Below are 21,937 nucleotides of genomic sequence, written 5' to 3' on the forward strand. Positions count from 1 at the left end.
TTATGCTTTCAATTAATCTTAGTTTGTGTGCGCACAAAAAAGGAATGGGTAGTTCCAAAAACGGAAGAGACAGTGAGTCTAAGAGACTTGGAGTTAAAGCTTCTGATGGTGAATTTGTTTTAGCTGGAAACATAATTGTTAGACAGAGGGGAACAAAAATTCATCCAGGTGTTAATGTAGGTAGAGGTAAAGATGATACACTCTTTGCTAAAGCTGATGGATTAGTTAAATTCGAGAAACGCGGAAAAGATAAGAAATTCGCAAGCGTTTATCCAGTTGAAATTGAACAAAGCGTAGCTGAATAGTATTAAGCACCCTTTACTAAGGGTGCTTTTTTAAAGTTTAAATTATAAAAACAATTAAATATAGGAATAATATATATAGTTTTTATAAAAATTTATTATAGAACTTTGTAAATAAAGTTGAAGGTAAAGGTGAGATAAATGTTTGTAGATAAGGCTAGGATTTTTGTTAAATCAGGAGATGGCGGCGATGGAGCTGTGTCATTTAGACGTGAAAAATATATTCCGCTTGGAGGTCCTGACGGAGGAGACGGAGGAGAAGGTGGAGATGTAATACTTGTTGTAGATCCTAACATGACAACTCTACTTGACTTTAAGTATAAAAGAAAGTATGTGTCGGAGAGAGGACAAAATGGTCAAGGAGCTAAATGTTATGGAAGAGATGGAAAAGATCTTTACATAAAAGTTCCAATGGGTACTATAATTAGAGATGTAGAAACAGATAAAATAATGGCAGATTTAGCACATAAAGATGATAAATTTGTAATTGTAAAAGGTGGAAGAGGAGGAAAGGGAAATGTAAAGTTCTGCACTCCAACAAGACAGGCGCCTAACTTTGCACAACCGGGCATGCCAGGAGAAGAAAGATGGATAAGTTTAGAGTTGAAATTGCTTGCAGATGTAGGATTAATTGGTTTCCCTAATGTTGGTAAATCCACACTTCTTTCAGTGGCATCTAAGGCAAGACCTAAGATCGCTAACTATCACTTTACGACTATAACTCCAAATCTTGGCGTTGTTGATGTTAGTGGAATTAGCAGCTTTGTAATGGCAGATATACCAGGAATAATAGAAGGTGCATCAGAAGGTGTTGGGCTTGGATTTGAATTCTTAAGACACATTGAAAGAACACGACTTTTAGTGCATGTAGTAGATATATCTGGATCAGAAGGCAGAGATCCCTTAGAAGATTTTCTTAAAATAAATGAAGAGCTTAAAAAATATAATATAAAGTTGTGGGATAGACCTCAGATTGTAGCAGCTAATAAAGCTGATATGGTATATGATGATGATCAATTTAATAAGTTTAGAGAAGAGCTTAATAAGCTAGGATACAAGAACGTATTTAAAATATCTGCTGCAACTAGAATGGGAGTTGAGGATCTTTTAAAGGAATGTGCTAGAGTTTTAAGTACTATCCCAGTTACAGATATGGAAATACCAGAAGAGGAGAGGTTTGTACCAGAAGATAAACACTTTACTTACACAATTAGAAAAGAAGGCGATACTTATATTGTTGAGGGAACTTTTGTTGATAGACTTCTTGCAAGTGTAAATGTAAATGAACCAGATTCTTTTAGATATTTTCACAAGGTTTTAAGAAATAAAGGTGTAATGGCAGAGCTTGAAGAAATGGGAATAAAAGATGGAGATATGGTAAGACTTAATGATTTTGAATTTGAATTCTTAAAGTAGGAGGAGATTTATATTGACTGGGAAACAGAGGGCTTATTTAAGAAGTATGGCAAATACTATGGAGGTTATATTCCAAATAGGTAAGAATGGCATTGATGAGGCTATTTTAAAGCAATTAGACGATGCACTTGAGGCTAGAGAACTTATAAAGATAAACGTGCTTGAAAGCAGCGGAATGACACCAAGAGAAGCTAGTGATGTTTTATGTGAAAAACTTAATTGCGAGGGAATACAGGCAATAGGTAAAAAACTTGTTATATATAGGCAATCAAGGAAAAAGCCTAAAATAAAATTAATTAATTAGAAGTGCAAAAGAGTGATATAATGAAAAAAAAAGCTATTTTTGGAGGAACCTTTAATCCTATTCATAATGCACATTTAAATATAGCAGCTAAGAGTATAGAGAAACTTCAGCTGGATGAGTTAATATTTGTGCCATCAGGGAATCCTCCACATAAAAGTGAAAAGGGAATAGCACCGGCAGAATTAAGATATGAAATGGTAAAAGAGGCTATTAAAGATAATTGTAAGTTTAGGATAGATGATTACGAAATTAAAAAAAAAGGAATTAGCTATACCTATGAAACACTTGAGCATTTTTCTCGTTCTCAAAAAGATGTAGATTGGTTTTTTATTGCCGGATTGGATAGTCTTATGGATTTAGACAAATGGAGAAATGTAAATACTATATTAAGCTTATGTAAGTTTATAGTTTTTAATAGGAGTGGATACAATAAAAGTCAAGTTTTAGAACAAAAAGAGTATTTGGAAAAAAAATACATAAATAATATAGTATTTTTAGATATTAAGCCAATAGATATTTCTTCTACCATAATAAGGCAAAAAATTAGAGAAAATGAATATATAGGAGATTTGGTTCCTGAGAAAATTTACGATATAATTAAAAAAAATAAACTATATGTTTGAAGGTGTATATTTTAATATGTGGTCATATGATAAAATTACAGATTACTTAATGAATAATTTAGGTGAAAAGAGATATAAACATAGCTTAGGTGTTATGGATACTGCAGTTAGACTTGCTGGAATTTATAATGAGGACACAGAAAAGGCCAGAATAGCAGGACTTGTACATGATTGTGCAAAAAAACTACCTGGTGAGAAGATTATTGAAATATGTACCAACGAAGGCTATGAATTAGGAGATGAGGATATAAGAAATTCTTATCTTCTCCATGGTCTTGCTGGAAGAATTTTAGCTAAAAAAGTTATAGGAATTGATGATGAAGATGTACTTAATGCTATAGAGTTTCACACTACAGGAAGACCCAATATGTCTCTCTTGGAGAAAATAATATATATAGCGGATTATATTGAACCAGGTAGAGAATTTAAAGGTGTTGATGAGCTTAGAAAAGCAGCAGATGAAGACTTGAATAAAGCTCTTTTAATGTCTTTTGATAATACAATTAAGTTTGTAATTGATAAGGGTGGTTTTTTACATCATAATACTATAGAAGCAAGAAATTATTTGATTTCTAGAAAGGGGTAGGTAGGCTAATGTATTTTAATAAGAAGAGGGTAATAATAGTTTGCTGTTTTGTTTTATTATGCATAGCAATCGGTCTTGGAAGCTTTTTTTATGTATCCTTATTTTCTACTAGTACTAATTCTAAAAATATAAATGTAGCTGCTGTAACTCCTAAAAATAATGAAGCAGTTAATATACTGATTACAGGAGTAGACACAGGACGTAAGGAAAGTGAATTTGGAGATTACTCAAAAAGAAATGATGCTATAATGGTTCTGCATTATGATTCGAAAAATAAAAGCGCTAACCTTGTGTCAATACCAAGAGATACAAAGGTAACTATTGATGGTAACACAAAAAAAATAAATGAATTGAGTTCTATAAACGGTCCTAAGTATTTGGTAAGTGCTATAAAAAGTAATTTTGGAATAAATATAAACTACTATTTACAGCTTGATTATAAAGGCTTTAGAAACATGGTTGATTCAATTGGTGGTGTAAATGTAACTATAAATAATAAAATGAACTATGATGATCCTAATGGTAACATTCATATACATCTCAATAAAGGAGAAAATCAAAAGCTTGATGGAAAAACTGCTGAAGAATTTGTAAGATGGGAAAAAAATAATAATTCAGAAGAAAACATTGATAGTGATTTAGCTAGAATAAGAAATCAACATGAGTTTGTAGCAGCTGTAGTTCAAAACATGAAAAGAAAAAGCATGATATTTAAAATGCCATCTTTATTAAAAGTGGTTGCAAAAAATGTACAGACTAATATGACTGCGTCTGATATATACAAGTATGGAAAGGCTTTGGCCTCTGTAAAAAGTGAAAATTTAAAGATTACATCTATAAATGGAACAAATGTATACATTGGTGGAAATACGTATTTTGTGTATAATCATAAAGAAAATAAAAATATATTAACTACAGGGAACAAGGTAAAAGTAAGTAAGCCAAGTTTAAATTATAAGATTGAAATTTTGAATGGTACAGATAAAAATGGACTTGCAAAACAGTATAAGGATATACTTGTAGCAAAAGGATTCCAAAATGACTTTACTACAGGAAATTATCCTAAAAAGCCTGTTAAGAATACTAAAGTAACTTTGTACGGAATAGATGAAGAGGATGTACCTTATATAAAGAGTAAATTAAGCCTTAGTAATGTAGAACTTATAAGCAAAAAAACAGAGAAATTTGATATAATAATACTGCAGGGTGAAGATTTTAAATAGTAAAGGAAGAATACGATGAGAAAAGAAATAATAAAAACAGATAAAGCGCCAGGAGCAATAGGTCCTTATTCTCAAGCAGTTAAAGTTGGAAATTTGTTGTTTACATCAGGGCAAGTGCCTATAGATCCAAAGACGGGTGAGCTTGTTTCAAAGGACATAAAGGAAGCAACAGATAGGGTTTTCAAAAATATAGGAGCAATATTAGAAGAGGCAGGTACATCTTTTGAAAACGTAGTTAAAACTGTAGTTTTTGTTAAGGATATGAATGATTTCTCTAGTGTTAATGAAATTTATGCCAAATATTTCAGCAAGAATGAGCCAGCAAGATCTTGCGTTCAAGCAAAGCTTCCTAAGGATGCTCTTGTAGAAATAGAAGTTGTTGCAGTAGTGGAAGGTTAAGTTATGATGGATAATAAGCTTGTATATTTAGTAGAAAAAAAATATGAAAATTTTAAGATAAGGGACTACTTAAAGCAGGTTCATGGATTTTCTACAAGACTGATAAGAGGGGCAGCTTTTGGTGAAAGATTGTTTGTAAATGGAAAAACCGTAAGACTATCATACAGAGTACTAGAAGGCGATAAAATTGAAGTAGACGTCAATAAACCTGAAAGTCAAAATGTTGATCCTGAAAAAATGGATTTAAATATAGTTTATGAAGACTCTGATATAATAGTGCTTAATAAACCAGCTAATATGATTGTACACCCTACGAAAAATTATCAGCATGGAACTCTTTCTAATGGATTGCTATATTATTTTAGGGAAAAGGGAGAAAATTGCATTGTAAGGTTAGTTAATAGGTTGGATATGGATACTTCAGGTTTAGTGCTAGTGGCTAAAAACCAATTTTCACATATGGCCTTAGCTAGAGATATGAAATTAGATACCTTTAAGAAGGAATATATAGCAGTAGTAAGAGGAAATTTATCATCCCTTAAGGGAACTATAGATAAACCTATCTATAAGGAAGAGGAAGAGCCCATAAGAAGGACTATAGATGATAGAGGGCAAGAAAGTATAACGCATTTTGAAGTAGTAGAAAGATATAAAAATGCTGATAAGGTAAAATTAGTTCTTGAGACAGGAAGAACTCATCAAATAAGAGTTCATTTAAGCAGCATAGGAAATCCTATAATAGGGGATAGTCTTTATGGTGAAGAAAGCGAACTAATTAAAAGGCAGGCACTTCATGCTTTTAAACTTCAGTTTCCACATCCTAGGGATGGAAGAATAGTGAATATAGAAGTTAAACTGCCAGAAGATATTGAAAATCTTATAAGTAAAGTAAAAGGTGAGTAAAGAAGCAATTCTTATAACTCACCTTTTATTTATGTAGAAAATTAGAAATATGAACTTTTATCTTTGTTTTGTCTTACTTTTATTCTTAAAAACTGTAAAGCTAATATTAATAATATTGCAGCTAGAATACATCCGATAATCGCTTTGTTATCTTCAAAGTAACCTGAAATTGAGTTTGCATTAGAAAGTTTATTAGATTTAACAGTTACAGCGCTGTTCAGCTTTAAAGTTCCAATTTGTTTACCATCTATAGAAATTTTAGCTGCCATAATTTGTGTTCCCTTTGAAAAATACTTTTTCTTTAGAGAATTTTTGTCAACCTGAACCTTTGGAACACTTTTTGAACCATTTTCTGTACAATAGTAATAATCTTCAGAGGCTAAAAGAGGGATTTTAGTTCCGTCTAAATAATAGTTTTCAACTATATCACCCTTTGAAAATAGCTTTTTCTGTTGAAAATTATTAAAACCATACTCAAATAACGCTTTTGAATCATCATAAAAAGTTTTCTCTTTACTGTGTACAAGTGCAACAACAAGCTTTCTTCCATTGTTATTAGCAACAGAAACAAAGGAATGAAGTGATAAAATAGTATAACCAGCTTTTCCACCAATACATTTATCATAATAGTTTTTTGAATTTTTGTAGACTAACTTATCCTCGTTCCAAAAGTTTCTGGATTTCTTTGTCTTTTCTGCATCCATATTGTTAGTTGGAGACATTTGATAGTTAAGTGTTGTTGAAATTTTTTGATATTCAGGATATTTAGAAAGTTCCTTCATTATTAAAGCAAGATCCTTAGCTGAAGTCTTATGATCCTTATCGTATAAACCATTTGGATTTTTGAAATTGGTGTTAGTACATCCTAGTTCAGCAGCCTTTTTATTCATCAAAGTAGCAAATGCCTGAGGTGAACCACTTATGTGCTCAGCAAGTGCTACAGCAGCATCATTTGCTGAAATTAATAAAAGGGCATGTAAAAGATCACGAACAGTAAGCTCTTCTCCATTTGTTATTCCTATAGAATTTCCATCCCTAAGAGCAAGGTACTTTGTTGTAAAGTCGTTGCTCACCTTAACCTTATCATCTAATTTGCACTTTTCTAGAGTTAAAAGTGCTGTCATTATTTTAGTAGTTGATGCTGGGGGATAAGAAGCATTCATATTTTTTTCGTATAAAATTTGTCCACTATTACCATCCATTAGAACTGCGCCATCAGCGGAGACATTTGGTGGATCTGGTACTTTGGCATATATATTAATATTTATCGTTGAAAATAAAAACATTACAGTCAGTGTGAATATTATTAGTTTTCTCATGTCACCCTCCTAAAAAATTGATAATAACAGTATACCAAAAAAAAATGAAGGTGGCAAAAAATAATGTTTAAAAAAAACTGTTATGTCAAAAATACCAATTAAAGGTTCAAAAAGTAGAAAGTTAAAAAATATATATGTAAATGGTTAATTTTTAAAATATTTGTTTATTTATATATGAGAATTAAGCTGTAATATAAAATAGATTTGGTGGTGTGAATAGTGAAAAATAAGAAAGCTGTTGTGGGATCTATAACTATAATTTTTATATTTGTAGTGTTGATTTTTATTGGATATGAAGTGGAAAGTAGGGGGGAGGATAATTCTAGTAATGTTTCTGTTTCTGAAGTCATGAATAATAAGAAAAGCAAGAAATCTAATGAAAATGAAACAAAAGAAGTTAGTGCGCAAATTTTTGGTGCGGTGAAAAATCCAGGCGTGTATTCTCTAAAATCCAATAGTAGAGTTAAAGATTTGATTGATCAAGCAGGAGGATTTTTAGATAATGCAGACAAGTTTAGTATAAATGGTGCTGCAAAATTAGTTGATGGTGCAAATATATATGTTAAAGCTCAAGGAGAAAAAGATAGTAAAGTAACAAATACTTCATCATCACAAGAAAATACTCAACCACAGCAAAATTCTTCAGGAGAAGATAAATTGGATATAAATACAGCTACAGTAGATGATATTGTAAGCAAAAAAATAAAAGGTATAGGGAAGGGGTTAGCTCAGAGGATAGTGGATTATAGAGAAAAAAATGGTGGTAGAATAAGTTCGGTAGAAGATTTACAAAAAGCTATAGGTAAAAAAAGAGGACAGGATTTAATGGATTATGTAAATATAAATTAAAGAAAAATCAAATTAAAACGATAAAAAATGATATAAATATAATAATTGTAAAGTTTTTAATATGGGGTTAATATAATACTATATTAGAAATTTAAGCGGACAAAAGTTTTATTTCTACTGTGGTGGGGTGATGAAAATGGCAGATTGGTATGGTTTAGCAGCTGTAGACGTTGTTAACCTCTTTAGGAGTAATTATACAACGGGACTAAGTGATGAGGAAGTTTTACAAAACAGAAAATTATATGGGAGCAATAAAATAGTCAGTACAAAAAATAAAAATTTAATGTTAAGCATGATCAAAGAAATAGTTAATCCATGGTTTATTTTTTTGATTTTTTGTTCATGTGCATTTTTTTATATAGGAAAGTTTAATTATTTTTTTGTAGTGCTACTTTTAGATATATTTGCTCTAATAATAAGTATACTTCCTTATTATAGAAGCTATAAAACAATCAAGAATATTGAAAAAATTAATCTAAGCAAAGTAAGCGTTCTCAGAAATGGAAAGCTTATGAATATTAACTCTGAGGACTTAGTTGTTGGTGATATAGTTATCTTTTCTAAAGGAAATACTATTCCAGGTGATATAAGAATAATAGAATGCAGTGGACTAAAGGTAAGTGAGGTAAGTGTAACAGGAGACGAAAGCATAATGGAAAAGTTTTCAGCTAAAATATACTTGGAGACTTTAGAAGTATCAGAGATGGGAAATATGCTTTTTAAGTCGTCTGTAGTGTATGCTGGAGAAGGTCAAGGTATAGTGGTAGCTGTTGGAGATAATACTGAATTCGGTAAAATAGTAGCCCCAATATTGAATTATGATAAAAATAGAAACTTCTTAATAAGGAAAGTAAGAGTTGGGATGAACTACTTAGCTATTTTTTCTTTTATTTCTTGGTTTGGACTTACGTTTTTTATGAATTCAAACGGAAAGGCATTAAATGAATCTTTGCGGCAAACATCATTTTTAATTATCGCAGGTATACCAATAAATATATTATTTTTATTATATGCTATGTATGTAGTTATAAGAGCATACTTTAAATCAAAGAATATTGACTTGAAGTTCTTATCAATAATTGAAAACTTATCTAAAATAAATGTTATTGTAACAGAAAAAGAAGAGGCTTTAACAAAAAGTAATATGTTTGTTAGAAAGTTTTATGATAATGAATCTATAAAAAATTTTGATTCTAAATTTTTTGTAAATGCAAATATTAAAAGAATACTTGAAATCGGTTTTTTATGTAATGATTTTGCTTCAAAGAGAAATTTAAACAAAACTCTAAATGCGGCAGAAAAGGCTATAGTGGAGTTTGTTGAAGGTGGAGATGTAGATTTAGAGATAGCTAAAAGAGTTTTTGAAATCCCATACAATGGTAATAAGAGGATTAAAACTACAGTAAATAAAATGAGAAAAAGGTACAGAGCTAATGTTAAGGGACCAGTGGATTCCATACTTAAAAACTGTACTCATTTCATGGTGGATGGTGTTGAAAGAGAACTTACTCAAGAAGCAATTAATAGTATAAAAATGGCAGACATACAAATGAGTAATGAGAGCTTATATGTAATGGCTTTTGCCTATAGGAACTTTAGTTATAAACCTAGTTCGGACGAAAATATAGAAAGCAATCTGGTATTTGTAGGGTTAATCGGGTTTGAAAGTATTTTTAAAGAAGATGTAGAAAATGCAGTGGAAAAATGCTTTGTGAATTCTGTAAAACCGATTATATTCACAGAAGATGGAAAACTTACAGCTATATCTATGGGCAGAAAGATAAAAGTTGTTAAAGACGCTACAGAAGTTTTATCAGGTGTAGAAATGGATAATATGTCTGAGGAAGAAATAAAGAATAACATTGAGAAAATTAGTGTTTATTCAAGAGTTTCGGAAGAAAATAAGCGGGATGTCATAAAAAATTTCAAGGAGTTAGGCTACAATGTTTTAAGCTCAGGATCAAAATTAACAGAACTGCCTGCACTTAATGAAGCTGATTTATTTATATCCTATGGTGAAAACTCCAATAAGATAGTGAAAAGATTAAGTGATATAGATTTTGAAAAAAATGATATGGGCATGATTGCAAATATGATTATAAATAGTAGAAAATTGATTATAGCACTTAAAAATTTAATTAATTATGTTTTTATTTGGAGCTTTAATCTTGTAGCAGTAATCTTATTGCTTTATATGAATAACTTAAATTTAAAGTTTAATATAGAACAGATATTATGGATTCTATTTTTTAATGTTTTGATAAATGGTATTGCAATTTTTTCTAACTATAAAAAAGTTATAACACAATACGATTTCAATTTAGAAGAAGAAATATGGCATATAAGTGCAGCTTCCATAATTTTTAATGGAATAATTCCTGCAGTGATAATTTTAGCAAGCAGTGCATTTTTTAGTAATTTAAATATTCAGGTGTTTGTATTTTGGGCTATTATATTTGAACAAATAATTTATGGATTGTTTGATAAGTTCGAGAAAAATATTTATTTTTTTGTTGTGATAATTTTGAATTTAGTTTTAGAGGCAGGTATAGCGTTGAGTAGTTTAGGCACTTATATTTTCGGAATTGATAGATTGAGTTTATATGATATGAAAATTATAGGTTTAGTTGCAGTAGTACAGATGGCAGCAATATTTTTGAAAAAAATGTTTACGGAATAGAAATATACTGATTATTGTTATTTCAATTTGGTTAAAATACCAATGGAGGTGCATTGGTATGTTTGATAGTGTATATGAAACTTTTATTTCTAAAGATGATAATCGTGTATGTTTAGATATTCCTAAGAATGATTTTTTGTTTAGCTATGAAGATATAACAAAAGATACAGCAAAGGATTTTGTAAATAACTATTTTAGAGAAAAAGGAAGAGAAGGAATACCTAATGTTACAGATGTGTCCATTGAGAGTGATGTAATAAGGCTATATATTAAGATTGATTACAGCGAAAGTCAAAAGCCTATGAATGTTCCAGACTCACTCAATATGCGTGGATATGATCACAATAGAACAAGATGAAGAGACCTCTTGTTTTCTATTTTGTATCTATTATACTAGGAATTTTAACCGCTGCTCTTCTGAAAATTGATATATTGATAGGTGCAGTTATAGCTGCATCTTTTTTTTGTAGTATGTTTTTTACATTAAAAAAATCTTTTGTGATTATCAACCTAGCATTCTTCCTAATGGGTTTTCTTTGCCTTATATACTATTTCGGTATTAATATAAATAATAATAAGAGTATAAATTTAAGGATATCGGATAAAAGTGGACTTCTTTATATAGGAAACTATAAGGGTAGAAAAGTCACTATCAATGAGAAAAACGCTAAGTTTAAATTTGGCGAGATAGTTAAAGTAAAGGGTACGTATAAGAGAGATGTTGATTATGGTAATGGTATTGTTGGAATTATTGATGTAGAAAAAGATTATGGATGTAGATCAGATATTATAACCAAGATGTACAGTATTAGAAATGAAATATATGAAAACTATGCTTCAAATATCGGTAAGGATAGAGCAGGAGTAATAATGTCTCTGTGTTTTGGAGACACTTCAAATTTAAGTAAGAAAGATAAAAATGATTTAAAAAAGCTTGGAATAATACATGCTGTTAGTGTATCAGGAATGCATATGGCAGTAATTTATGAAATTCTAGAGAAAACATTAGGATTAGCTTCGGCTATAATTGTATCATTGTTTTATGTTATTTTTACAGGATGTCTTCCAGCTACTATGAGAGCATTCATTATGATTTTTGTGTTAAAGCTTTCAATAAAAGTATATAAAAACTATGATGGCCTTTCCTCTCTTGCTTTATCAGGAATCTTAATGCTTATTTTTAAGCCTTATTACATCTTTAATATTTGAGCAGTTTTATCTTATCTTGCAACAATGGGAATAATGTTGTACTATAAGAAAATATCTCGAATGTTTTATAAATTACCGCAAAAATTAAATGAAAGTTTAAGTTTGACCTTAAGTGCTCAAATTTTTTCTGTTCCTTATGCTGGTTTTGTATTAAAAAACTTTAGTGGAGGTTTTATATTAGGAAATTTAATAATAGTACCAATATACTCAGTTCTTATAATACTAGGTAATCTGGGTGGTATTTTTTATAATGTAAAACCAATATTTCAGCATATATGTGATTTAGTGTATATACTTTTAATAAGCTGTGATGGGCTCATCAAATTAGCTTTAAAAATAACACCGCAAATAATTTATATGTCTGAGATTACTAGTGTTTCTCTTGCCTTTATATTTTTTAGCTTTATCCTCATTAAAAAGGGATATAAGAAATTTAAATATTTGCCAATAATATTTTCAATAGGTATAATAATCAATTCTTATAATGCAATTCCTTGTATAGAGTGTATTAATATCAATAATAAAAAAGCGTTTGTTGTTAAATATAGAGAGTACTCTGCACTTATTACAAATTATAAGATAAAGGATTCAAGCCAAAAGGAAAGTATATTAAATAGTTTAGGAGTAAAAAAGCTAGTAAATATAAAGGATAAATACACTTTAAGAATAAAAAACCAGTATACTATATATTTTGATGATAGTGTGAAAATATATGACAAGGGTAGTAAAATTGCAGATATAAGGGGTGATAATATATATTATAGTAAATTTTATACTCACCAGTATGGTATAATAAAATTAGATGATTCAGATAAATATTCTTTTCTTGGTGTAAGGGCAACAGCGGAACTTATAGATGGGAAAGTTTTAGTTTTAAAAGGGTGTGAAAAATGATTAACTATACTGAACTTGAAGAAAATATTAAGAAAAACAATATAGAAAATGTATACATAATGTGCGGTTTTAATGAAAAACTTATGAAGGAAAGTATAAATAAAATACTAAAAAAATCAATAAGCCAGGATTTTGAAAGTCTAAATTACAGTGTGTTTGATGGAAATGAAGTTGAGTTTGAGGATATTTTAAATGCTTGCGAAACTGTTCCGTTTATGAGCGAAAAAAGGATGGTAGTTGTATATAGAGCTGGTTTCTTAAACGATAATTCAAGTGGTTCTAATAAAAATTCGGATAAGTTAATAAAGGACATAGAAAAGTATGTACCTAACGTACCTAAGCACTGCATATTGGTTATGTATTATGTATTTGATAATACTAGAGAAAAGCCTTCTTACAGGGTTAAGAAATTTGATAAAAAGGTATGTGTGGTAGAATTTTCAAAACTTAGAGGAATGCAGTTTCAGAAAAAGGTTAAAGACGTATTTGCTGAGAAAGGAAAACAAATAGGAAAAACTGAGCTCAATTATTTTTGCAGCAGGGTAGAAAATAACATGGATATAGTTTATAACGAGATTGAAAAGTTATGCTGCTACACTCTTGAAAAAGAGATAACAAAAGAAAGTATAGATAACCTTCTTCAACCTAATGAAACAGACGATATTTTCAATTTAGTAGATTACATTTCTCAATCAAAACCAGAGATGGCTATAACTGTTTTAAATGAAATAATGTACAAGGGTGTAAAAGCAAATAGTATATTATATATGGTAGAAAGACAATTTAAACTAATGCTAAGTATAAAAATAGGTATTGAAAATAAGCAAAGTAAGGAAGCGCTTGTTAAGGAGTTAAAATTAAATCCATACGTATGCGATAAGATGATAAATGAGTGTAAGAGATTTACTATGAAAAAAATACTTAAATCTTTAGATATATGTCTCAGAACTGAAAAAGAGCTTAAAAGTGTTTCGGGAGATCCTAAATTTAAGATGGAAGTTTTGATTATAAATTTGGCAATAATATAAATTTGAAGAAAGTTTAGAAATAAAAAAAAGCCGGTATAACCGGTTTTTTTTATGCATTTAAAGAATTTAATTTTAAAGCTAATCTTGATTTTTTTCTAGCAGCTTTATTTTTGTGAATTATACCTTTTGAAGCAGCCATATCTAAAGCTTTAGATACAGTAGCAAATGCAGTTTTTGATTCTTCAACATTCTTTGCTTCAAAAGCAGCCTCAAATTTCTTTATGTAAGTTTTTAAAGCTGATTTAATCATTTTATTTCTAAGAGTTTTAGTTTCGATTACCTTTATTCTCTTTTTTGCTGATTTAATATTTGCCATTTTTTTCACCACCTTGCAATTTTGTATATGCTAGCAGTTTTGGGGAAATCTGCATTAAGCCACACTAAACATTAACAAATGATATTATAACATTAAAGTACATAATCTTCAAGTGGAATTTGTTTTAAAAATGGAATAGTTATATATAAATGAGGTAAAAATAATGAAAAAGGAGGAGAGAATATGAATAGTGTTAGAACTGACCTTGCAGTAGAGGCAAGAGAGATGTACTGTGAGAAAACCGAAAATGGTGATAATGGAGTAAGAGTAGATACAAAAAGAATAGAAGATATAGAGATTACTACAGTCGATGTTTTAAATGATAAAGGCGAAGAAAGAATAAGGAAGCAAAAAGGTACATATATAACACTAGATATACCAAAGGTTACCTTGTATGATTCTGAAGATATAGAAGAGATAAGTAAGGTGTTTGCTGATGAACTTTCGAAGATAATAAGTAAAGCAAAGCTTGATAGCAGTATGACTGTTTTAGTAGTGGGACTTGGTAATTGGAACATAACACCAGATTCTTTAGGACCAAAGGTTATAGGAAAACTTATGGTGACAAGACATTTAAAAAAATATATACCAGATAGTATTGATGAGGGAATACGTCCGGTTTGCGCTGTAGCACCTGGAGTTCTTGGAATTACTGGTATGGAGACAGGGGAAATAATACGAGGAATAGTTCAAAATATAAAACCCGATCTTATTGTATGCATAGATGCACTAGCCGCGAGAAAGATGGGAAGAGTAAATTCTACTATTCAAATTGGCAACACTGGAATATCTCCTGGATCAGGTGTAGGAAATATGAGGATGGAATTAAGCCAAAAGACTCTTGGAGTTCCAGTTATAGCAGTTGGTGTTCCTACTGTAGTTGATGCTGCAACTATGGCAAATGATACTATTGATATAGTTATTGAAAAAATGAAAGGCGAAGTTAGTGAAGATAGTAAATTTTATAGTTTGTTAAAGGCAATAGATACAGAAGAAAAGTCTCAACTTATATATGAAGTACTTAATCCATATGTTGGGGATTTACTTGTTACACCTAAAGAAGTGGATATGATTATGGAGACGCTTTCAAAAATTATAGCATCAGGTATAAATATTGCACTTCAACCAGCACTTGAATTAAGTGAAATAAACAAATATGTTAATTAATTTCTAAGTAATAAACATCCATTCCTCTTAATATATTTATTAACGGAGGGGATATAATGGTTGTTAAAGTGATAAACAAAAAACAAGATAAATTTTATTTTAAATTAGGAATGTTTATTTTAATATTTTTAATTTTAGGTGTAAGTTTATTAAATATTATTGGAATAAATGTAGATAAAACATATGAGAATGGAAATGGTATGTATGCTCATATAGTAGATTATAGTTTACCTTGGGTTAAAGTAGCTAATAATAAGAATACAAGTGAAAATACATATTCCATAAAAAACATTATTTTATCAGCAGCAGGACTTGATATAAATAAGCCTGAAAATGTAATATCTAAAGAAGTATCATTTTTAGGTGAGGCATTGCCTAAGTCTATAAAAAGTGAATGCCCTAATGAAAGCTTTACTTTAGATGATAAAGATGTGGTTAAGAGTACAAGTGGTTCTGTTCAAAATGAACCCTTAAAAAATATAAATGAAAATATTTATGATCCTAAATTAAAAAAGGCACTTGATAAATCAAAGCCTGAAATTTTAATATATCATTCACATACAACAGAAGCATATAAGCCATATCCAGCAGATTCTTTGAATTCAACTCAAAATGTATGTGCGGTGGGCGATGAACTTGTTAAGGAACTGGGAGAGAAATATGGTATATATGCTATAAATGATAAAACAGTTCATAATGTGGTTGATTATAATAAAAGTTATACGCGTTCAGGTGAAACACTTGATAAGTATTTAAAGCAGTATGGCGATTTTAAAATGATAATAGATATGCATAGAGATTCTGATGTGCCTAAAAGTAAAGTTACTGCTAGAATAAATGGTGAAGATGTAGCTAAATTTATGTTTGTCATGACAAGAAAAAATCCGCATTTTGATAAGAATATGGCTCTTGTTAATGGACTTGTATCAATATGCAATAAGGATTTTCCTGGTATATTTAATGGGATATATTATTATGATTATGGAATAAATTATTACAATCAACAAAAAAGTAATAATGCATTTTTGTTAGAGGTAGGCTCAGATATAAACACAATTGATGAGGCTAAGGGAACTTCTAAATATTTAGCAAGAATTATTGCAGAATACTTAAATGGCAAAAAATGAATAAAATACTGTAAAAAAGTACATCCTTAAAAAGGAGGTGCTTTTTTATATATGATAAAAAGATATAAAATTATATTTTGTATGATGGTTTTTTTTGGTGTTATTATATTTATTATATTAAACAATATTGAACTTAATAGAAGTATATATTGTAATGATGTTCACATAAAGGTAAGTGAAGAGAGATCTAGAAATGAAAGCAATGATTACAATCTAGATGATATGGAAAAACATTTAGATAATCTTGAAAATAAAAGTAAAAGTAAAAATTCTAGCAAGGACAATTTCGATATGTTATCTAGAGTTTATGTACCTAAATTTAGAATACTCTATAGTGAAAACCCATTTGATATAAGATTTGAAACCTTGCATTATAAAATCTATATAAATAAAAGTATAGAGGATTATGCTGAACGTGAGAAAAGTATTTTGTTCTGTAAGCTGGATGAATATTATAAAGATATAAATAACTATATGGATGATATTACAGCATATATAGGAATATTTAAAATAAAGTTACTAGGCTTTATTCATAGGGTTTACTAGTGAAACAAAGCTAAAATCCTATAAAAGGGTTTTTGTTGACAAAAACCCTTTTATTTATGCTATAATTTAAATTGATTCGTACATTTGGAGGGATAACAAAATGCAAAGTGAAAGACAAAAACATATAAGAAACTTTTGCATAGTTGCGCACATAGATCATGGTAAATCAACGCTTGCTGATAGATTGCTTGAACATACAGGAACCTTAACACACAGAGAGATGGAAGAGCAAGTTCTTGATAATATGGAGATTGAGAGAGAAAGAGGAATAACAATAAAATCTCAAGCGGCAAGATTAATATATAAGAGGCCAGAAGACGGGCAGGAGTATATACTAAATCTTATAGATACCCCAGGTCATGTAGATTTTAACTATGAGGTTTCAAGAAGTTTAGCAGCCTGTGAGGGTGCTGTATTAGTTGTAGATGCAACGCAAGGAATACAGGCACAAACTCTTGCGAATTGCTATATGGCAGTAGATCATGGACTTGAGGTGGTTCCAGTAATCAATAAAATAGATCTTCCAAGTGCTAGACCGGATGAGATAAAAAATGAGATTGAAGATGTAATAGGAATAGAATCCAGTGATGCTCCTCTTATATCTGCTAAAACTGGTCTTAATATTGAAGATGTACTTGAAGCTGTAGTACAAAAAGTTCCAGCACCTAGTGGAGATGAAAAAGGTCCACTGAAGGCTCTTATTTTTGATTCATACTATGATAGCTATAAAGGTGTTGTATGCCATATAAGAATTAAAGATGGAACGGTAAAGGCAGGTACGAGAATAAAGCTTATGGCAGCTAATAAGGAATATGAGGTTATTGAGGTTGGTGTATTTGTACCCAACTACTTAAAGGTAGAAGAACTTAAGGCTGGAGATGTTGGATATATAACTGCATCTATTAAAAATGTAAGAGATGCTAGAGTTGGAGATACAATAACGGAAGTAAATAATCCAGCAAAGGAGCCTCTTCTTGGATATAGACCGGCTATATCTATGGTTTATAGTGGTATTTATCCTATAGATAGTTCAAAGTATGAGGAGCTTAAGGAAGCACTTGAGAAACTTCAAGTAAATGATGCTGCACTTAATTTTGAACCTGAAACGTCAATAGCGCTTGGATTTGGTTTTAGATGTGGATTTCTAGGACTACTTCACATGGAGATAATGCAGGAGAGAATAGAAAAGGAATTCAATTTAGATGTAATAATGACAGCACCATCTGTTATATATAAAGTTAAAAAGACAGATGGAACTCTAATTGAAATAACTAATCCTACAAATCTTCCAGAACCTACAGAAATAGATTATATGGAAGAACCCGTTGTAAAAGCACAGATAATAACGCCATCTGATTTTGTTGGAGCTGTAATGGAGCTTTGTCAAAATAAAAGGGGAACCTTTATAGATATGGAATATATAGAAACAACAAGAGTAATGCTTAATTATAGGGTGCCTCTTAATGAAATTATATATGATTTTTTTGATTCGCTTAAATCTAGAACTAAGGGATATGCTTCTTTTGATTATGAATTAGATGGTTATATGAGAACAGAGCTTGTAAAATTGGATATAATCTTAAATTCAGAGGTTGTGGATGCGTTATCTATGATTGTACCTAAGGATAGAGCTTATGCAAAAGGAAGAACTATGGCAGAAAAATTAAAAGAAATAATCCCAAGACAGCTATTTGAAATACCAATACAAGCAGCAGTTGGAAGTAAAATAATAGCTAGAGAAACAGTTAAAGCATTAAGAAAAGATGTACTTGCAAAATGCTATGGAGGAGATATTTCAAGAAAGAGAAAACTTCTTGAGAAACAAAAGGAAGGTAAGAAGAGAATGAGACAGGTAGGAAGTGTTGAAGTTCCGCAAGAAGCCTTTATGTCAATACTCAAGAATGATTAGATTTGGTATTAGGTTAAATTTAATTTTTACAAAACCAAAGTGAAATCAGCTGAATTAAAAATACTATATGTTCATAATCATGTTAAGATTGTGGTGCATATAGTATTTAAGTTTTACAAAAAATTTACTTATCTTTTTAATTGAATTGAGATGATTTTATGAACAAATTAGGTCTTTATATACATATCCCATTTTGTAAGAGCAAATGCCTTTATTGTGATTTTCCATCCTATGCATGTATAGAAGATTACATGATACCATATGCAAAAGCATTATGTACAGAAATTGAAAAGGCTAGCATAAATAAAGTTTTTAGCAGTATTTTTATTGGAGGAGGTACTCCTAGTTTTCTATCAATAGAAGCTTTAAATATATTATGTGATGCCTTAAAGAAGGTTAGAAAAACTAAAGATGTTGAGTTTACAGTAGAAGGTAATCCTAATTCATTTACAGAAAAAAAGCTCATGGTATTTAAGGATATGGGAGTAAATAGATTAAGTATAGGTCTTCAAGCGTGTCAAGATAGACTTTTAAAAAAGCTTGGTAGAATACATACGTTAAAGGAGTTTACAGTTGCTTTTAAAAGAGCTAGAAATTTAGGTTTTAATAATATAAATGTGGATTTAATGTTTGGAATTCCAGATCAGACTTTAGAAGATTTTAAGGAGTCATTGGAGTTTATAACAAAATTAAAGCCTGAACATATTTCTTCATATAGTCTAATAGTTGAGGAAGGAACACCTTATTTTAAAATGAATGAGGGTGGTAAGTTAAAGCTTCCAAATGAGGATGAAGAAAGAGATATGTATTCTTTTGCGCGTACTTTTCTTGAAGAAAAAGGATATAATCAATATGAAATTTCTAACTTTGCGGTTAAAGATAAAGAGTGTAGACACAATCTTATTTACTGGGAGCTTGATAACTATATAGGTTGTGGGGCATCAGCGCATTCGTATTTTAATGGAGTAAGGTATAGAAATATAAATAATGTGAAAAAATATATAGAACAAATTTCAAAGGGTAATAGCGTAGTAGAAGAGAATCATAGGAATTTACTTAAAGAAGATATGGAAGAATTCATGTTTTTAGGACTTAGAAAAACTCGGGGAGTATCAATTGAGGAATTTAAGTTGAAATTTAATAAGGATATACAAGAGGTTTATGGAGATGTTATAAAAAAATATGAAACAATTGGTATGATAATTTTGAATGAACACCGAGTATTCTTGACTGAGAGAGGCATGCAGATATCTAATTCTATAATGTGTGATTTTCTATTATAGCGATATATGGAATAATGACGAAAAATTCTTAGAAAATTAGTATAAAACATGGCTAAATAGCATCTGAGGAGAAATAGACTAATTTTATGAAAATAAGAAAAGTTGACAAAGATAATGTCAGGTGATATTTTATAAACATAGTCATTAGCACTCAAAGAGAGTGAGTGCTAATAAAGAGGTGATAATATGGAAATGGAGGAAAGAAAACTTAAGATTCTTCAGGCTATAATAAACGATTATATAAATAATGGTGAGCCTGTTGGTTCAAGGACCATTGCGAAGAAGTATAATCTAGGAATAAGTTCTGCTACTATAAGGAATGAAATGGCAGACTTAGAGGAAATGGGTTATATTGAACAACTCCATACCTCTTCTGGAAGAAAACCTTCTGATAAAGGATATAGATTATATGTTGATAGACTTATGGAAATACCAAGTATGTCAGTTGAAGAAGAGATGCTTATAAAAGCAAAGATAATAGATAGTGCACTTTATGAGATAGATAAACTTGTAAAACAGGCAATGTCTTTAGTGTCTGAGATGACTAAGCTTACATGTGTAGTAAAATCATTGTCAGCTAGAAAAAGTTATATTAAATCAATAAGTTTAATTAATATAGAGCCAAATATGATTCTATGTGTATTTATTACAGATAGTGGTATGATTAAAAACAGTATCATTAGAGTAAAGAGTAACATAGAGAATAGTTCACTTGAGAGAATAGCTAATATATTAAACTCTAAACTCAAGGGACTTACCATAGAACAAATAAATCTTGAGGTAATAAATAATATTAAAAAGGATCTACGTGAGTATGGCCATATATTTGATTGCATAATGCCAAATCTTTATGATATTTTAAGAGAAGCTGATTCTACTGAAGTTTATAAAGAAGGTACTATGAATATTTTTAACTATCCTGAATTTAAGGATATTGAAAAAGCCAAGGAATTTTTGTCTGTAATTGATGATAGAAGGATACTAGATACTTTATTTAATGCTTCTGGTGGAGTTACCGTGAATATTGGTAATGAAAATAGTATAAAAGAAGCTAGAGATTTTAGCGTTGTATCTTCAGTATATAAATACAATGGGAGACCATTGGGAACTATAGGAATTATAGGACCGACAAGGATACCTTATTCAAAAGTAATCAAGGTCATTATGGAAGTAGTAGACCAGATTAATAATAATTTAGATAAAATGAATAATAGCTAGTAGAGTAAGAGGTGAGCTTATGCAAGAAAAAGATAGTAAAGATGTTACAATGGAAGATGAAGAAACTATAGCTTCCCAAGAGGAAATCGAGGTTGAAGGAAATAGTGAAGAATCTTCTAAAGAAGAGGAATCCAATAATTCTGAGATTTCAGATGAAAATCTTAGTGAAGAAAATTTAAAATTAAAGGATGAAAATGAAAAATTGAAAAATGAATTGGATGCTGCTAAAGATAGACTTTTGAGATTAAGTGCAGAGTATGAAAATTATAGAAATAGAACTGCAAAGGAAAAGGAAGGCATTTATACAGATGCTTGTAGCGATGTAATAAATGAAATGCTTCCTACACTTGATAATCTTGAAAGAGCAGCTTCAACAGAAGGTAGTGCAGAAGATATAAAAAAAGGTGTAGAAATGGTTGTAAAACAGTTTAAGAATTCTCTTTCAAAATTAGGTATTGAAGAAATACCTAGTGAAGGAAAATTTGATCCTAATCTTCACAATGCGGTTATGCATATAGAAGATGAAGGTTATGGAGAAAATGAAGTTGTGGAAGTCCTACAAAAAGGATATAAAAGAGGAGATAAAGTATTAAGACATAGTATGGTTAAAGTTGCCAACTAAATATATAGGAGGTT

The 21,937-nt window shown here is 30.1% G+C and carries 22 protein-coding genes and 1 pseudogene; 20 read left to right on the forward strand and 3 right to left on the reverse strand.

Features of this window, described 5'->3' with window-relative positions; genetic code table 11:
• Positions 1-2: 2 nt before the first annotated feature.
• The 8 genes from rpmA (at position 3) to CA_RS06680 (ending at position 5,756) form a co-directional block, all read left to right on the forward strand.
• Positions 3-305, forward strand: coding sequence for a 50S ribosomal protein L27 (gene rpmA / locus CA_RS06645; RefSeq protein ID WP_010964571.1), 303 nt, complete (start codon positions 3-5; stop codon positions 303-305).
• Between the two features lie 138 nt (positions 306-443).
• Positions 444-1,718, forward strand: coding sequence for a GTPase ObgE (gene obgE, locus CA_RS06650; RefSeq protein WP_010964572.1), 1,275 nt, complete (start codon positions 444-446; stop codon positions 1,716-1,718).
• Positions 1,719-1,728: 10 nt separating this feature from the next.
• Complete coding sequence (locus tag CA_RS06655) at positions 1,729-2,022, forward strand: YhbY family RNA-binding protein (protein ID WP_034585320.1); 294 nt, start codon at positions 1,729-1,731, stop codon at positions 2,020-2,022.
• Positions 2,023-2,042: 20 nt separating this feature from the next.
• Complete coding sequence (gene nadD, locus CA_RS06660; RefSeq protein ID WP_010964574.1) at positions 2,043-2,645, forward strand: nicotinate-nucleotide adenylyltransferase; 603 nt, start codon at positions 2,043-2,045, stop codon at positions 2,643-2,645.
• A 16-nt stretch (positions 2,646-2,661) separates the two neighbouring features.
• The gene (yqeK, locus tag CA_RS06665) at positions 2,662-3,231 is read left to right on the forward strand and encodes a bis(5'-nucleosyl)-tetraphosphatase (symmetrical) YqeK (protein WP_010964575.1); all 570 of its coding nucleotides are present in this window, start codon (positions 2,662-2,664) and stop codon (positions 3,229-3,231) included.
• Between the two features lie 8 nt (positions 3,232-3,239).
• Positions 3,240-4,454 (forward strand): LCP family protein, encoded by a 1,215-nt coding sequence (locus CA_RS06670; RefSeq protein ID WP_010964576.1) that lies wholly within the window; start codon positions 3,240-3,242, stop codon positions 4,452-4,454.
• A 15-nt stretch (positions 4,455-4,469) separates the two neighbouring features.
• A complete protein-coding gene (locus tag CA_RS06675) occupies positions 4,470-4,853 on the forward strand; it encodes a RidA family protein (RefSeq protein ID WP_010964577.1) in 384 nt (127 codons plus the stop codon).
• 3 nt (positions 4,854-4,856) lie between these two features.
• Positions 4,857-5,756: an RluA family pseudouridine synthase gene (locus CA_RS06680; RefSeq protein WP_010964578.1), complete on the forward strand. Its 900-nt coding sequence runs from the start codon at positions 4,857-4,859 to the stop codon at positions 5,754-5,756.
• 41 nt (positions 5,757-5,797) lie between these two features.
• Here CA_RS06680 and CA_RS06685 read toward each other — a convergent pair whose 3' ends face one another.
• Positions 5,798-7,075, reverse strand: a complete 1,278-nt coding sequence (locus CA_RS06685; RefSeq protein ID WP_010964579.1) for a D-alanyl-D-alanine carboxypeptidase family protein — start codon at positions 7,073-7,075, stop codon at positions 5,798-5,800.
• A gap of 219 nt (positions 7,076-7,294) precedes the next feature.
• Here CA_RS06685 and CA_RS06690 point away from each other — a divergent pair, with 219 nt between their 5' ends.
• The 3 genes from CA_RS06690 to CA_RS06700 all read left to right on the forward strand — a co-directional run bounded on the left by CA_RS06690 (position 7,295) and on the right by CA_RS06700 (position 10,962).
• Positions 7,295-7,924, forward strand: coding sequence for a ComEA family DNA-binding protein (locus CA_RS06690; protein WP_010964580.1), 630 nt, complete (start codon positions 7,295-7,297; stop codon positions 7,922-7,924).
• A 136-nt stretch (positions 7,925-8,060) separates the two neighbouring features.
• Complete coding sequence (locus tag CA_RS06695) at positions 8,061-10,604, forward strand: cation-transporting P-type ATPase (protein ID WP_010964581.1); 2,544 nt, start codon at positions 8,061-8,063, stop codon at positions 10,602-10,604.
• Between the two features lie 58 nt (positions 10,605-10,662).
• Positions 10,663-10,962 carry a hypothetical protein gene (locus CA_RS06700; RefSeq protein ID WP_010964582.1) on the forward strand — a complete coding sequence of 100 codons (300 nt, stop codon included), beginning with the start codon at positions 10,663-10,665 and terminating at the stop codon, positions 10,960-10,962.
• Positions 10,963-10,978: 16 nt separating this feature from the next.
• On the opposite strand, the gene CA_RS20330 is transcribed toward CA_RS06700, so the two are convergent.
• Entirely contained in the window at positions 10,979-11,113 is a 135-nt protein-coding gene (locus tag CA_RS20330) for a hypothetical protein (protein WP_275541668.1), read from the reverse strand.
• Between the two features lie 361 nt (positions 11,114-11,474).
• Between CA_RS20330 and CA_RS06705 the strand changes: the two are divergent.
• Both CA_RS06705 and holA read left to right on the forward strand, forming a co-directional pair.
• Positions 11,475-12,707, forward strand: a pseudogene (locus CA_RS06705) (ComEC/Rec2 family competence protein).
• Positions 12,704-13,735, forward strand: a complete 1,032-nt coding sequence (gene holA / locus CA_RS06710) for a DNA polymerase III subunit delta (protein WP_010964585.1) — start codon at positions 12,704-12,706, stop codon at positions 13,733-13,735. Before CA_RS06705 ends, holA begins: the two are co-directional and overlap by 4 nt.
• Before the next feature lie 49 nt (positions 13,736-13,784).
• Here holA and rpsT read toward each other — a convergent pair whose 3' ends face one another.
• Positions 13,785-14,051: a 30S ribosomal protein S20 gene (gene rpsT / locus CA_RS06715; RefSeq protein WP_010964586.1), complete on the reverse strand. Its 267-nt coding sequence runs from the start codon at positions 14,049-14,051 to the stop codon at positions 13,785-13,787.
• 183 nt (positions 14,052-14,234) lie between these two features.
• On the opposite strand from rpsT, the gene gpr reads away from it, so the two are divergent.
• The 7 genes from gpr to grpE all read left to right on the forward strand — a co-directional run bounded on the left by gpr (position 14,235) and on the right by grpE (position 21,923).
• Positions 14,235-15,218 carry a GPR endopeptidase gene (gene gpr / locus CA_RS06720; RefSeq protein WP_010964587.1) on the forward strand — a complete coding sequence of 328 codons (984 nt, stop codon included), beginning with the start codon at positions 14,235-14,237 and terminating at the stop codon, positions 15,216-15,218.
• Positions 15,219-15,274: 56 nt separating this feature from the next.
• Entirely contained in the window at positions 15,275-16,345 is a 1,071-nt protein-coding gene (locus CA_RS06725) for a stage II sporulation protein P (RefSeq protein WP_010964588.1), read from the forward strand.
• Positions 16,346-16,396: 51 nt separating this feature from the next.
• The gene (locus CA_RS06730; protein WP_010964589.1) at positions 16,397-16,891 is read left to right on the forward strand and encodes a hypothetical protein; all 495 of its coding nucleotides are present in this window, start codon (positions 16,397-16,399) and stop codon (positions 16,889-16,891) included.
• Between the two features lie 100 nt (positions 16,892-16,991).
• Positions 16,992-18,800 carry a translation elongation factor 4 gene (gene lepA / locus CA_RS06735; protein ID WP_010964590.1) on the forward strand — a complete coding sequence of 603 codons (1,809 nt, stop codon included), beginning with the start codon at positions 16,992-16,994 and terminating at the stop codon, positions 18,798-18,800.
• A 158-nt stretch (positions 18,801-18,958) separates the two neighbouring features.
• Positions 18,959-20,083: a radical SAM family heme chaperone HemW gene (hemW, locus tag CA_RS06740; protein ID WP_010964591.1), complete on the forward strand. Its 1,125-nt coding sequence runs from the start codon at positions 18,959-18,961 to the stop codon at positions 20,081-20,083.
• A gap of 186 nt (positions 20,084-20,269) precedes the next feature.
• A complete protein-coding gene (gene hrcA / locus CA_RS06745) occupies positions 20,270-21,301 on the forward strand; it encodes a heat-inducible transcriptional repressor HrcA (protein ID WP_010964592.1) in 1,032 nt (343 codons plus the stop codon).
• A gap of 19 nt (positions 21,302-21,320) precedes the next feature.
• On the forward strand, positions 21,321-21,923 hold the full coding sequence (grpE, locus tag CA_RS06750) for a nucleotide exchange factor GrpE (protein ID WP_010964593.1): 603 nt from the start codon (positions 21,321-21,323) through the stop codon (positions 21,921-21,923).
• Positions 21,924-21,937: the final 14 nt, after the last annotated feature.

Origin of the sequence: Clostridium acetobutylicum ATCC 824 (assembly GCF_000008765.1) — a bacterium.
Lineage (GTDB): Bacteria > Bacillota > Clostridia > Clostridiales > Clostridiaceae > Clostridium_S > Clostridium_S acetobutylicum.